The sequence below is a fragment of the Paenibacillus sp. CFBP 13594 genome (assembly GCF_014842675.1).
Lineage (GTDB): Bacteria > Bacillota > Bacilli > Paenibacillales > Paenibacillaceae > Paenibacillus > Paenibacillus amylolyticus_B.
The window spans coordinates 183165-197210 of sequence record NZ_JACYVQ010000004.1 but is presented as its reverse complement, the minus strand read 5'-3'; the positions used below and the strand labels follow the sequence as shown (position 1 = coordinate 197210).

At 43.6% G+C, this 14046-nt stretch carries 10 protein-coding genes; all 10 read right to left on the bottom strand.

What is annotated here, in order from left to right; translation table 11 throughout:
- Positions 1–4: 4 nt before the first annotated feature.
- Entirely contained in the window at positions 5–3853 is a 3849-nt protein-coding gene (locus tag IFU39_RS14710) for a type I polyketide synthase (RefSeq protein WP_192133314.1), read from the bottom strand.
- Between the two features lie 20 nt (positions 3854–3873).
- Positions 3874–6438: a non-ribosomal peptide synthetase gene (locus IFU39_RS14705; RefSeq protein ID WP_192133312.1), complete on the bottom strand. Its 2565-nt coding sequence runs from the start codon at positions 6436–6438 to the stop codon at positions 3874–3876.
- A gap of 23 nt (positions 6439–6461) precedes the next feature.
- Positions 6462–7169: a thioesterase II family protein gene (locus IFU39_RS14700; RefSeq protein WP_192133310.1), complete on the bottom strand. Its 708-nt coding sequence runs from the start codon at positions 7167–7169 to the stop codon at positions 6462–6464.
- An 88-nt stretch (positions 7170–7257) separates the two neighbouring features.
- Positions 7258–8064, bottom strand: coding sequence for a helix-turn-helix domain-containing protein (locus tag IFU39_RS14695; RefSeq protein ID WP_192133308.1), 807 nt, complete (start codon positions 8062–8064; stop codon positions 7258–7260).
- 74 nt (positions 8065–8138) lie between these two features.
- The gene (locus IFU39_RS14690; RefSeq protein WP_047843976.1) at positions 8139–8945 is read right to left on the bottom strand and encodes a phosphotransferase family protein; all 807 of its coding nucleotides are present in this window, start codon (positions 8943–8945) and stop codon (positions 8139–8141) included.
- Positions 8946–9088: 143 nt separating this feature from the next.
- Positions 9089–10285: an acyl-CoA dehydrogenase family protein gene (locus IFU39_RS14685; protein ID WP_047843977.1), complete on the bottom strand. Its 1197-nt coding sequence runs from the start codon at positions 10283–10285 to the stop codon at positions 9089–9091.
- 92 nt (positions 10286–10377) lie between these two features.
- On the bottom strand, positions 10378–10803 hold the full coding sequence (locus IFU39_RS14680; protein ID WP_206759561.1) for an acyl carrier protein: 426 nt from the start codon (positions 10801–10803) through the stop codon (positions 10378–10380).
- Positions 10804–10933: 130 nt separating this feature from the next.
- Complete coding sequence (locus tag IFU39_RS14675) at positions 10934–11371, bottom strand: GNAT family N-acetyltransferase (protein WP_192133306.1); 438 nt, start codon at positions 11369–11371, stop codon at positions 10934–10936.
- Positions 11372–11620: 249 nt separating this feature from the next.
- On the bottom strand, positions 11621–12520 hold the full coding sequence (locus IFU39_RS14670) for an ROK family protein (protein WP_192133304.1): 900 nt from the start codon (positions 12518–12520) through the stop codon (positions 11621–11623).
- Between the two features lie 28 nt (positions 12521–12548).
- Positions 12549–14021 carry a glycoside hydrolase family 32 protein gene (locus tag IFU39_RS14665; RefSeq protein WP_192133302.1) on the bottom strand — a complete coding sequence of 491 codons (1473 nt, stop codon included), beginning with the start codon at positions 14019–14021 and terminating at the stop codon, positions 12549–12551.
- Positions 14022–14046 lie beyond the last annotated feature (25 nt).

Genomic DNA, 14046 nt, shown 5'->3' with positions numbered 1-14046 from the left:
CCCCCTACATCTTTTGAAGGTTGATGATTGCTTCATCCAGATCCATTGCTCCACGTTCGATCTCATCGAACAGATTCTCAAGATCTGTATCCCGTTCCTCTTCGAAAGTTTCCTTTTGAGGAGACTGGTGAGGCTTCTGCTTTTCTGTGGTGCTCATATAAGTAGTTAGTCTGGAGATACTTGGATATTCAAACAGATCGGTCAGTATGAGTTTTCCAGGGTAAGTTTTGTCCAATTTCAAGAAAATCTGCTTAATCATAATAGAGTCTGCACCGAGTTCGAAAAAGCTGTCATGTACATTCATCTCTTTAATGCCTAAATATTGTCCAACTATATTGGCAATAGTCCGGTCCATCTCCACGGATGATTCCAATTCAAGTTTATACTTTTCCGTTGGGATCTGAACAGTAGAAGCGGATTCCTTATTCATTGATATTTGCTTTGCTCTCTCCGGCATTCTCATCCATTTTTGTAACCTTTGTCCGATGTTGGCATCAAGATGAAAGTGGTAGTTATTCAAAATGTTTAAATAGGGTGAATTCCAGTTCATTTCCCCCACCAGCAGACGGTCGGTCTGTTTTCCCATTATTTCGAACAATCGATCCAATGCCCACTCTTTGGGCATCGCTTTGAATAAGGTGTCAAAATCAAACCCGGCTCTGGAAGCCATGCCTACCTCTTTCCAGGTAGTCCAATTCAGCGTTATCGTACGCATCCCTTTGCGGTTCCGCATTGGGGCATAGGCATCCTGATATGCATTCGCGGCGGCATAAGCAGCCTGTCCAGTAGAACCAAATAACGTAGCGACGGACGAGAACATGACTAGAAAATCTGGCTGATCTTCGGCTGTTAGCTGATCCAGTAGATGAGTCCCCTTCACTTTCGGAGCCAGCATTGCTGTAAACTCTTCCTCAGTCATCTGGTCAGCTTGTTGTGTACTCCCAACGCCTGCTGCATGGATGATGCCACGTATACAACCAAATCGACTTCTTAATTGTTCAATGGCTTGACTTAACTGATCCGCATCGGCAACATCAGCTCCAAAATACATCATCTGTCCGGCCCGTTTCTCCATATCAAGTAACCGAAGAAGCTTACTTTTTAGATCTGGTGAAGTATTTTTTGCATTTAGAATGATGTCCCAATTGTGACGTTTGGGCAGTGGCGTTCTTGCAATCAAAGCCAGATTCATACGTCCAAATGATAGCAAGCGTTCAGCGATCTCCATCCCCAGACCACCAAGTCCACCTGTAATAATGTATACGCCGTCTTCTTTCCAGTTCATCTCAGCATCAGGCATGGAACCCACATCAGCAGGTGCGAATTCAGCTTGATATGCTTGTCCATTTCTAATCGCCAAAGACTTCTTCTCCAACGGCCCCAAAATGTAACGCATATACTGAGAGGTATCCCAATCTTGGTCAACATCTATACAGAAGCATTCGAGATTCTGAATCTCACGCTGTACCGTATGTCCGAAAGCCAGCATCGCTGAATTCTCCGGATACAGAACTTTCTCGTCACCCGTCACTTCATTAGCAAAGCTTGTCACCAAAATCATCTCAACCTGCTCTGCAAAGACGTGTGAGCATGCCTTGGTAAGTCTCCATACAGACATAAGACCTTTGTCCAGCCTGTTCTCCTTAATTTCTGTATGGTCAAGTGATGCTATATGCACGATCCGATAGGGACCTCCAAAGGACACTTCCTGCAAAAGTTTGATATAATCACTCTCGTTATTTCGGATTACATATGTCTGTGCATCCTGTTGAAGGTAAGATGTTCCCAATATCACTTCGATAACTGCTACTCCAGCTTCACGAATTTGGTTCACCAACTGGGTTGCATGTAGCTGTGTATCATTTCGTATTATTAAAACACGTTCAACATTATGGATGATGGATGAGTTAGTCTTGCCGATCTCGCTCCAAGGCTTCCATGACAATGAATAATACATCGCTTCTTCCTCAGTCTGTACCGAATTATCGGGGTTAGTATCAATCCAGCACTTACTCTCCTCAAATGAATATGTGGGCAAGCTCAACTTGTTATAGGTCACATCTGGATAGATTCTTGACCAATTAATCTGAGCTCCGCCTTGGTAATGTGTGCACAACTCCTCTAGCACGTTTGCTCTATCGCATACTTCGATATGCCATTTCGAGATAAGTTCTTCCGTAGTGAATATCTGATTACTTTTTCTGAATGTATCTTGTTCATATCTACCGGTCTTGGGTTCTGCAAGAAAGTCGTTTAAATGCTGCAGCAATTGATCCAACGAATTGACCACCCACACCGCTCGGTGTGCATGATGCTGTCTTCCAGTAGCTGCTGTGCAGCATACATCCCTCACATCGGCCTTCGGGTTCTCATTGATCCACTTCACATATGATTGCACCTGACGGGAGAGATTTCCGGATGATACGCTGGAGATCAAAAAGGGATATTGGTCATCGCGCCCCAATTCCACTGATATGTTCGGAGCTTCTTCCAGTACGACATGACAATTGGTGCCGCTTAACCCAAATGAACTGACTCCACATCTTCGAGGAGTGGCCGCTTCCCACTCCCTTGAAATGACATTGACATAGACTGGTGATGTATCAAATTCGAATTTTGGGTTTGGCTTATTAAAATGAAGTGTAGAGGGAATACGTTTGGATCTGAGTGCCATAATCGCCTTCAGCAGACCCGCCAATCCTGCACTGTCGTACAAATGGCCCACATTGGACTTAACCGATCCTATCGCACAGAATTGTTTTTTGTCCGTAAATCTGCGAAAAGCCGATTGGATACCTTCCAGTTCAATCGGGTCCCCAATGAGCGTACCTGTTCCATGTGCTTCCAGATAGGAAAGACTCTCTGGATGAATTCCAGCATCACGCCAAGCATGCGTCAGTACTTTTTCATGAGCTACCGCATTGGGCGTTGTAATCCCTGCCGAATACCCATTCTGATTCACAGCTGTGCCTTTTATGACTGCATACACATGATCATGATCCCGCAATGCCTGTTCCACAGGTTTTAGTACAACACTTACTACACCCTCACCCATTCCTGATCCATCCGCATCTTCATCAAAGGTTCTTGTTGCTCCATCACTGGATTCAATACCGATTTTGTAATACTCTTTATCCAGTGGAATCATATTCAGCCTGATCCCTCCAGCGATAGCCATATCACAACTTCCTTCACGTAATGCACGTACTGCCATATCCAGAGCAACCAGCGAAGAGGAACATGCTGTGTCTACAACCATAGCCGGCCCCGTCAGATTAAGTAGATAAGCAATTCTTGCAGGAATGATGGACGAAAGATTACCTACGGTGGCGATTGGTAACATGTCCGGACTTAATTCCTCGACCATCTGTTTGTACTTGTAACCTTCTTGATCTCCGATTACACCCACGTACACCCCAGTTGAACTTCCAGCCAAACGGTCACCACCATAACCTGCATCCTCAACCGCACGCCATACCGTTTGCAAAAACAATCGTTGGACCGGACTCATCAGCTTGGCTTCCTGTGCACTCATACGGAAGAAGGAATAATCAAATTCATCGATTTCGTCCAGATAAGCTCCGTTCAAATAACGCACATGCTCCAATGAACCTTGCTTGTGAAGCAAGTATTGATCCAACTGGCCCTTTCGATGATTGGGCAATTCACGTATGCAATCAATTCCATAATCAAGCATCTTCCAAAATTCATCCAGCGACTCTCCGGTCGGCAACTTCGCACCGATACCTATAACAGCTATATCATGTCTATTATCCGTTGTTATATCCAGTTCAATAGTAGTGTCCTGGTCATCTTCTTCCCATTGCTCTCTGTCGAACAACTGATCAAGCATGGCCGTCCCCCTATGAAATTTCATTTCAATTCCGGTTGTACCAATAGTTGAAGTCCTCTCACATAATTGGCAATAAGACGCTTCACACGGCTCTGTTTTAATTTGCGTCCATTAAAACGACAATTGCACTGCAGAGTATCACCTTCGTCCGACACCAGGATAATCAGATCGTAATAGTTCAATACATCGTCCGATGCCTTGAACAGATGCTGTTCACCATATAAAGGATTAATTGCCCACTCCGTGCTGCTTGTTCTGATCTGGCCCATCTGCTCGACGGGAAACGCTCGATCTGAAGGCATGGTTATGATCTGTTGATGAACATTTTGAAAGAGCTCTTTCATTGTCTTGTATTGATCGAAATTCAATCGTACAGGTGTAATCATTCTCGCTGTACCATAGGATACGTGCATATCAATAGAGGGTTGTTCTGACAAAGTGTGTAACAAGTAAGCATACATAGCTGATGCCAATACATGAATACTGATCGCTTCAGATTGTGCAATCAGTCGCATATCCTGTACCAATGAAGCTGGGAGAGTGAATTGATACGACAAGGCTTCGTAACCTCGATCCGTATGGAAAAAGCTCCGATCCATCTGTACAGACTCCAGTTCCACTCTGTCTTGTCTGATCAGATTCGCCCATGAGACAATAGAGGTATGTGAATACAAGCTGGAAATTGCCATTTTGTTTGGAAATGCATCATCGATTGCCTGATGAATCTGCGTTACTTTTAGCGAATCGAATCCAGCTTCAGCCAGGTTGTCCGTTACTCCGACATTCCTAAGTCCCGTTACGGACTCAACAATCTCAATCAGCTTTTGTTCGATATGATCACGAGCTGGTTGTACTTCTTTGATCTCCTGCATATGGCTTAACATGCTCTGAATAGATTGTTCGATTTCACTAAATTCTCCTGTTTCGTACCGCTCCTGAAGCCTGTAACGTTGAAATTTTCCACTCGTCGTTTTAGGAATTTGCTTAATGGGCAGCACGGACTTGAGTTCAATCCCCATCCGCTGCTGAATATGTGCTTTGGCTTCTCCAACTCTTGGAATAAAAGATGGCAAGTCCTTTTTATACAGTACAAACATTACAACGCTTTCCGATCCTGTAAGTGGATTGGAGACACCACATACAGCGACTTTCCCCAGATCAAACTGCTCCAGTTCCTCCGTTACACGTTCAATATCATGCGGATATACGTTTTGACCATTGATGAAGATAATGTCCTTGGTTCTGCCCGTAATGACTATTGCGCCATCATTCATAAATCCAATATCTCCAGTACGAATCCATCCATCGGCTGTACTTGCTTTTTCCGTAGCTGCCGCATTGTTGTAATACCCGCTTGTTACACTCAATCCTTTAATTTGAATACTGCCCAGCACCAATTCCTTGACCGGCTTATCATAATCATCACATATTCGTACATCACAGTATTGAACCGGCTTGCCTACTTCCACAAAAGAAACAGCATGTTCTGAGCCCGGTTCAACTTCTATGAATGGTTTCCCGGTCTCCAAATATCGTCTGTCCAGTACATAACAAGTCAAATCACCGACGTTACCAAAGGAAACACCAACAGTTGCTTCGGCCAAGCCGTACGCCGTCAGCATTGTATTGGAGGCCAGCCCATAAGGACTCATCGCCTCCAAAAAATTGAAACAAAGTGCCGGAGATATCGGCTCAGCACCGTTCATAATAAAACGTACCGTAGACAAATCCGTTGATGAAAAGGTTAGTGGATTATATGAATCCAGAAAATATTTATAAGCAAAATTTGGAGCATATAGTTGGGTGACACGGTGTTCAGAAGTTTTGGTTAACCATAATGTAGGGTGACGGATGAATAAGGAAGTTGGCATAATAAACTGTTGCAGACCTTGGAAGGTACTTGTAAGATGAAACGCAATCAGACCCATATCATGGGTCAGGGGTAACCAACTCAAAGAACGGTCATTAGAGGAGATTTGGGTTGCTATATTCATAGCTTGTATATTTATCATGACATTGCGGTGTGTAATTACTACACCCTTGGTTTGTCCTGTAGAACCTGAAGAAAATTGGATAAAGGCTATGTCATCCGGCTGGATGCTAGCTTCAATTCCCTCAACAATAGGTTCTTCTCGTACGTTCGAGATGCCCTGTACTATAAAGATTCGGGCATGCATTTCGCAGACAACCTCTTCCAATCCATTCTTCCGGGCAAACTTGTCCAAGCTTTCCGTGAGATCCTGATCAGCAGCAATAAACGGATGATTCAACGTTTTCCACACATTGTAAAGCTTCATTCTTTGCTCCTGATTTCCGCCTAAGGTTATCGGAACCGGTATGATTTTTCCAAGCGTGCAAGCCCAAAAGGTGACAATAAACTCTTCTTCCGAGTTCAGTTGGAAGATCAATTCATTACCCGGTTGCATCCCAAATGCTTGAAGTTCTCCTAATCGGATTTTGGCTGATTGCAGAAGGGATTGGTACGATACAACCTTTTCTTCTTTGCTGCCATTCAGAAAAGTAATACCTCTGTCTGTGACTGAACCAAGGGAGTTAAATAATTGAGCCAAGTTATCCATGCTCATAACTGGAACACACTCCTTGTCAACTAGATTACGTAAGGTTGCAGCTTTTCATTTATAATTCTCGTTGTTTCCTGAATATTATCCTGGATATAGAAGTGTCCTCCATCCAATTTGACAATGTCACATTGTGAACCAGCGTACTTTTTCCATCCGATCAGATCGCTAGATTTCACTCGGGTATCACTTCTGCCAGTTAACACGGTAATATCACTCTGAACCTTGAAAGGCTTGGGCTGAAAACGATAGAGTTCGACAATCCTAAAATCCGCTCTAAGTACAGGTGCAAATAACGAAAAGAGCTCTTTATTGGTAAAGACCTCATCCGACGTTCCACCCATGTTCTGAATCGTCTCTCTGAACTCTTCGTCTGGTAATGTGTGAATATTCTCATCCTTGAAAATATGTGGTGCACGATTGCCTGAAAGCATCATATGTTCAGGCAATTGTTTCGTTGACTGTGCAAGTCGGTAATATAGTTCGAGCGCCATCCAGCTTCCCATGCTATGTCCGAAAATAGCATAAGGCCCATGAATTAGCGAGGAAACCGTGGGGTAGATATCCTCAATCGCTTCTTCAAAGCTTTCATAGAACGGTTCTCCCACTCGAGCGCCTCTTCCTTTTAATTCGATCGGTATTACGTCAATAAAAGGGCTTAAAGATGATTTCCAGCGATGAAAAATCATGGCTGATCCACCTGCATGAGGCAAACAAAAAAGTTGAATTTTCTTCATTAGCCCTATCATTCCTCGTATTCTTATTTTTATCGTAATTTATCATTTTACGTAAAAAAATACAATATTTTCTGTGTTATTGAATACATTATGTAGATTGAATAGATAGGGACAAATCTCCCTTGTTACTTCTGAATTGATTGCGATGTTCGGTCGGACTTTTGCCTACTTTTTTCTTGTACATTGCACTAAATTGTGTACTAGAACTGTACCCTAGCTTCGTTGTAATTTCAGAGATTGGAAGATCCGTCTTGGTTACGTATTCCTGTGCCTTATCCACCCGAATCTGCTGTAGGTACTTCAGTGGCGAAACATTGAAAACCTTAGAAAACAGATTACACAGATACACTGGATTATAACCAACCATATCCGCCAGAAATTGCAGAGTAATTGGCTGTTCATAATTGTTTTGGATATACTTGCATATCATAACCAAGTTGCGTTTGACCGAGTCCTCCCGATCCGTTTCCGGTCGCATCAAATTAGCCAGATTCGTTTGATAGTAACTGGAGTATACTTCAAGAAAATCTCTTTCAGCTATTTCGATGTCTTCTCTACTCTCTACCGTTCGGTTCAACAGGCTTACAGCAAGATCATAGTGTTTACTACCATTCTCACTTAATATGTGACAGCTTGGCAGTCGCTCAAGCAAATCCGATCCAAAAATAATACCTCTCATTTTCAGAACAGGTTTATCGTAATTTTGCAGTCTTATTTTATTTGCCAGCAACACAGCCCCTGCCTTAACCTGCACCGTTTTGCTAAACACACTGATTTCCAATGCATCCATAACCTCAAATATGGCAATCTGTCTTCTGAGAGACAAGTCAAATAGATGTTTTTTTTCACGGACGACCATATCATAAGAAACAACAGAACGTAGTTGGAAATCCATTATCGTTAACCTCCTGATTGTTTTTCGGACGGTTTTGACAAGTACGGTGCTATACATTCATCCCTAATCTTGATCTAAGTTGTGTTGAATTTTTTAAGCTGATTACGAATGTAATCCAATAAATCTTTTTTTTCCTCAGGTGGTATCCACTCCGTTAGTCTGGCTGCAGCAATGGGAAGAACCCAGCGATGTATCTCGCGAATGTCCATGCCCGAGAGAGACAAGTAATACTCAATATACGCTTTACTCATCCTGCTTTTGATTATCTTCAGCAGAACTTTCATCATCAATGGAGCGCCTTTGGGCAAATTTCCGTATTTCAATAACACTAGCGTCCTTGCCACATCTGCTGCTGGACAGCCCGATGCGCCTGTCATCCAGTCTATGATCCAGGATTCTTTGCCTGTAATCACATTATTGGGATGGAAATCCCCATGACATAGAGATCTGCCTTCCGGCAAACTATGTACATAGTCCATAATCTGTTGCTTCTCAATGTCCGATAGATCACTTGCGTTTGATATATTCTTCTCTAATACAGTCTTATGCTTTTGTTGAATCCGTTCACCCGATTGCTGGTGTATTTGATGATGAAGTGCTGCCATCTGCCTTGCTCTGCGCTCAATGGACCATGGTTTAATAATCATCTCTTCCAAAAGTGTCCTTCCACTGGCCAACTCAAATATGATACCTTTACGATTATTGATCGTCACCATATCAATTGTTTGTGGGCATTTAACTCCAAGTTCCAAAACGATTCGAGTATTATCAAACTCATGCTGAATCGCTTCCGCAGAGAAATCTTCTCTGAAAAGTTTCAAAATTGAAGTTTCACCATGTCTGAATATTTCCGCTGTCTGTCCCTGCCCAATCCGTTTCAATCCTAATCAGCTCCGTATCTTTCCTAAATCAATTATGGTAAAACATCAAAGAACCTAATGATCAAGCCCTTTTTTCATAGCATAATGAATGATCCTGCCTAATGCAAAAAAAGGGCTCTTCCTTAGGTCCTGCAATGCAAAATCTAAACGTTTCGATTCGCGCTATCCTTAACTTTTTCCGCTTTATTTGAACGTCTCATTTCACGGCGGTGTGTTACAACCTCCTGTGTTGCGATTAAAATCTCATGCATTTGAGTCGTGCCTTCGATAATCTCATTGATTCGGGCATCCCGATAATATCTCTCTACGGGATAGTCTCGATGGCAACCATTGGCACCATGAATCTGCACCGCATCACTGGCAACTTTATTCACCATGGTTGAAGCAAAATATTTGGCAGTCCAAGTTTCCATAATGCTCTCTGGATCACCCACATCTCTTAAATATCCTGCTCTGTAACACAGCATCCGTGCCGCTTTCATATTCACTGACATTTCAGTGATCATTTTTTGTATCATTTGATTCTCGCGTATAGCTCTTCCGAATTGGATTCTGGAATTGGCATAATGTACTGATGCATCCAGACATGCCTTGGCTAAACCGACACAGCCACAAGCGATCGTGTATCTTCCATAATCCAGACAAGGTAAAGCTACATGTGATAACCCTGTACCAACTTGACCCAGGAGGTTTTCCTTCGGAATACGACAAGAATCCATTTTCAGTTCAGCAATCATTGATGCTCTCGCTCCAAGCAACCCGCTCATAGGTTCAACGCTGAACCCAATGGAATCTCTCTCCACGATAAACGCTGTCGGCTTGTTCTCACATTGGGCAAGAATCAAAAATACGTCTGCAAGCTGCCCCATAGTAATCCATTTTTTATGACCGTTAAGTATGTATTCGTCTCCGTCTAATACGGCCGTTGTTTCAATGCTTTTGGCATCGCTTCCAACACTCGGTTCTGTCAATCCGAATGAACCCAAAGTTGTTCCCGTAGCTAATGCTGGCAACCAGTATTGTCTTTGTTGCTCCGTTCCCCAACGCAAGATCGCTAAACCCACCATCCCCTGAACGGTTAACAAACTTCTAACAGAGGAGCAACCACGTCCAACCTCTTCGTTAAGAATCCCGATAGTGATATTGTCCAGTTCCATCCCGCCATATTCTTTTGGCAACATGGAGCCCAGATAACCAGCCTCAGTTATTTTCGCAAGGAGTTCCGGATGAATTCGTTCTTCGCTGTCGTTTAAACTAGCGTATGGAATAATCTCGCTGTCTACAAAATCCTTGAATTGTTCCTGCCACATCAATTGCTCCGCATTCAGTTCAACTTTCATCACATATCACTCCTGATTTTGAGGTTATAAGTCCAATAAACGGAACTCGATGCTGTGATTGTCTGATATGAGCTTGTTTCGTCATTTTCCCTTTATGACTCATTGGGAATCTCATAATTGATGCACTTACGCAAACTGTCTTTCAGATGTTGCAATGTTGTGAAGTTCTCCAATTCAAGATACTCATCGTCCATCTCAATATTGAATTCGTTCTCCAAGGCAATGATCAGTTTGATAAATGAAATGGAGTTTAATCCAAGAACTCTTAAATCCTCATCCAACGCACTTACATCCAGCTTTTGTTCAGAAAACATTTCCACGACCTGATAGAAGTGAATATCAAACTGATCATAAGCCACAGGATATTCTTGCAAAAAAGATTCCTCCTCCATATGAGACATGTAATCTTTGAAAATCCATTTTTGTGACACCATTTCTGTGATCAGAATCTGTTCGAACGTTTGCCTAAGAGTATAGGAATCGGAATAAAAAAGTCCTACATTTTGTAAATATTCCATATATTCTCTGACTTCGATACTATCATAATCTTCCTGAGTCAAGCAATCACTATTGCCATGTATTCACAAATATTTAATAGGTTCCCACCTTCGAGATGATATCCCTATCTTGCGACAAGGATTCATTCTCTCAAAGGTGCTTTGACATAAACACATCGACCTCATCTTCACTGTCCAATATAAATCCAAATCGTTCATACAATCGCCGAGCAGGGCTTCCCTGCAAAACATTTAAAATAACCCGTTTCCCCTGAACTTCATCCTGTTCCAGCAGCATATTCAGTACCTGAGTTCCTATTCTCTGGCCTTGATAATCGGGATGTATATAGAAATGTTCCAATAGATATGCCTCAGACTTGGGCTTCAACGCTACACAACCTACCATTGAACCCTCCACTTCAATAATCTGTGTCTGGGCAGGATTGAATGTATTCCGGAAACGTTCACGCACCTTCACATCATCGTACCTTCCCAGCCTGGTTAGATCATCGTATAATACCAAGGCTCGCAAATCAGCGAGTTGCTCTTGGTCTGCCTGTACAGCTTGACGCATTGTTATTGGGTTCATTTGTTGAATTCCTTTCCATTAGAAACACGTTAAATTTTGAATGTCTTGTCGCATGATAGGGATAGAACACTAAAAATCATACCTTTGGCAGCTCACTTGAGCAACACCGGATTTTAGAATGCACTATATTTTTCAAACATATTGAACTCCTCAAAAAATAAAAAAGCCCAAAAAGGACGGTGCAGTCTTGCTTATAGAAATAAGCGAACCCGCAGCCATCCATTCTGGGATGTAGATTACTATAGAAAACTATGAAACATGTGAAGCTTGTGCTGCATGTTGTAATGCTTCCAGACCCAATGCTAGCGCACCACACAAGCCTGCATGCTGGCCCAATCTGGGCTGCACAATATATTGGTCGATATGTTGCGTGATTGGGGCAGCATTTACATAACCATTGAGATTCCGCACTACCTGCTCCCGGATCATAGGAAACAGATGATCTTGCTGCATCACACCACCACCCAAGATGATCTTCTGCGGCGAATGAAGCAAGATGGCCGTAGTAATCGACTCCGCAATGTAAAAGGATTCGATCTCCCACGCCGGGTGATCTGCCGGCAGTTCACTGCCAGGGATCTGCCAGCGAGCTTCAATGGCTGGACCGGCTGCCATCCCCTCCAGACAATCGCCATGATACGGGCATAATCCGGCAAAGTGATCGTCTGGATGGCGTCTTGTCCGAATATGTCCACCCTCGGGATGTAACAATCCGTGTACTCGTTGGCCCCCTGCCACAAGTCCGACACCAACTCCTGTGCCAATCGTGTAATATACACAGTTATCCAGCCCTTGCGCCGCTCCCCACGTCACTTCACCGAGCGCGGCAGCATTCACATCCGTATCCCATCCAAAAGGAACCGGAAATTCATGCTTCAAGGTTCCAATCACATTACAGTTTCCCCACCCAGGCTTAGGTGTGGTCGTAATATAACCATAGGTGGGACTATCCGGTTGTAGATCAATCGGACCAAAGGAGCCGATCCCCATGGCTTCCACATCTTTATCCCTGAAATAGTCGATCACCTTGGCAAGAGTGGTCTCCGGATGTTCTGTTGGAAAGCTGATCCGATCTTCAATCTGTCCATGCTCATTACCTACACCACATACAAACTTCGTTCCGCCCGCTTCTATGGCTCCAATACGCATCGTTCTGGGCTCCTTTCCTTCATTACAATTAACCTTTAGCCTTGGTTGGTGATATCTCATAGATATGAAGTGAGGAGAATACCAGATCTGTATTTTCTGCATGAGCAGAGATGCCCTTGGAATCCACATCCGGATAGATCAGATCCGTAATAACCGCCTGACCATCATTTGCAAATACCTCCACAGATGAATGATCTACATAGATACGCAAACTTTGATTCGCATTTACATCTTTTAACTCAGCTGCATGGCAGCTCAGGAAATGTTCATGAAAATCGCCGATACCCGATCCACTACGATCGATATATACTTCCCCTCGGTTGGCGTCTACGCCAACGAGCGTTTCGTTGTCAGCTCCGCTTCTTAAGGCAAAATGGAACGACTGATCCTGAGCCCACTCTGCATGGATCTCATAGTTCACTAGTTGCAAAGCGTTCAACTGCTCACTCACTTGCTGAATCGAAGCATCCTGTAGGGACAATACTGGCGTACGTGCTTGCTCAAGTTCACGTGCAGGACGTTGAATCAGTATGACTTCTCCGGATCTTGTCTCCAGTGACAGCTCCCGGGCAATGGTCATTGCTCCACGATAATCATTGGTTGGCGTCTGATTGGCATACATCCAGTTGCTCATCCACCCCATAAACAGGCGTCTGCCGTCTTCAGCCGGAATGTCAGACCAACTAACTCCCGCATAGTTATCCCGGCCATGATCAATCCAGCGAATCGTATGGGATGCCTCATCTGGAACAAATGTACTTCCATCAAAATCTCCGGTAAAATATTGCGTTCTGGACCCTTCTATGAATGCAGGATCTGCACCGATGCTAACGAGCATCACCCATTTCACCTGCCCTGAATCTCCATCCACTGCAAGTGGGAACAGGTCCGGGCATTCCCACACGCCATCGTGTGAACCTATCCCTTCGCCAAATTCACTTCCTAGCGTCCAATCCTTCAGATTGGGAGATCGGTACAGACATACCGTTTGACCACAAGCGATAATCATAATCCATTCCTTGGTCTGCTCATGCCAGAACACTTTGGGATCACGGAAATCAACAAAGGACTCATGCGTTAATACCGGATTACCCTCGTACTTAGTCCAGGTTCTGCCGTTGTCTTTGCTATACGCCAGACTCTGGGTTTGTATGGCATCTTGGTTTTTAACTTCAAGATGATGGGTGAAAATAGCAACCAATCCTGGCTCACCCTCAAAGAATCCGCTCGTATTATTCCAATCCACTACGGCGCTTCCCGAGAATATAGTGCCATTCTCATCGGGGAGTAAAGCTATCGGAAGTTCCTCCCAGGAGATCAGGTCCCTGCTCACTGCATGGCCCCAATGCATGGGGCCCCATGTGGTTCCATGTGGGTGATGCTGATAGAACAAGTGATACTCCCCATTGAAAAACACCATGCCGTTCGGGTCGTTCATCCACTTCTCTTTCGGTGAAAAATGGTATTCATTTCTGTAATCTTGTTTAAGAATTGTCGACATTATGGTTTCTCCTCCGTACTTTTCT

Bases quoted from the DNA above. Each gene is read 5' to 3' on its own strand.
- IFU39_RS14710 (WP_192133314.1), bottom strand. From the start codon at position 3,853: ATGCTTGATCAGTTGTTCGACAGAGAGCAATGGGAAGAAGATGACCAG.
- IFU39_RS14705 (WP_192133312.1), bottom strand. From the start codon at position 6,438: ATGAGCATGGATAACTTGGCTCAATTATTTAACTCCCTTGGTTCAGTC.
- IFU39_RS14700 (WP_192133310.1), bottom strand. From the start codon at position 7,169: ATGAAGAAAATTCAACTTTTTTGTTTGCCTCATGCAGGTGGATCAGCC.
- IFU39_RS14695 (WP_192133308.1), bottom strand. From the start codon at position 8,064: ATGGATTTCCAACTACGTTCTGTTGTTTCTTATGATATGGTCGTCCGT.
- IFU39_RS14685 (WP_047843977.1), bottom strand. From the start codon at position 10,285: ATGAAAGTTGAACTGAATGCGGAGCAATTGATGTGGCAGGAACAATTC.
- IFU39_RS14680 (WP_206759561.1), bottom strand. From the start codon at position 10,803: ATGGAATATTTACAAAATGTAGGACTTTTTTATTCCGATTCCTATACT.
- IFU39_RS14675 (WP_192133306.1), bottom strand. From the start codon at position 11,371: ATGAACCCAATAACAATGCGTCAAGCTGTACAGGCAGACCAAGAGCAA.
- IFU39_RS14670 (WP_192133304.1), bottom strand. From the start codon at position 12,520: ATGCGTATTGGAGCCATAGAAGCGGGCGGAACGAAGTTTGTATGTGGT.
- IFU39_RS14665 (WP_192133302.1), bottom strand. From the start codon at position 14,021: ATGTCGACAATTCTTAAACAAGATTACAGAAATGAATACCATTTTTCA.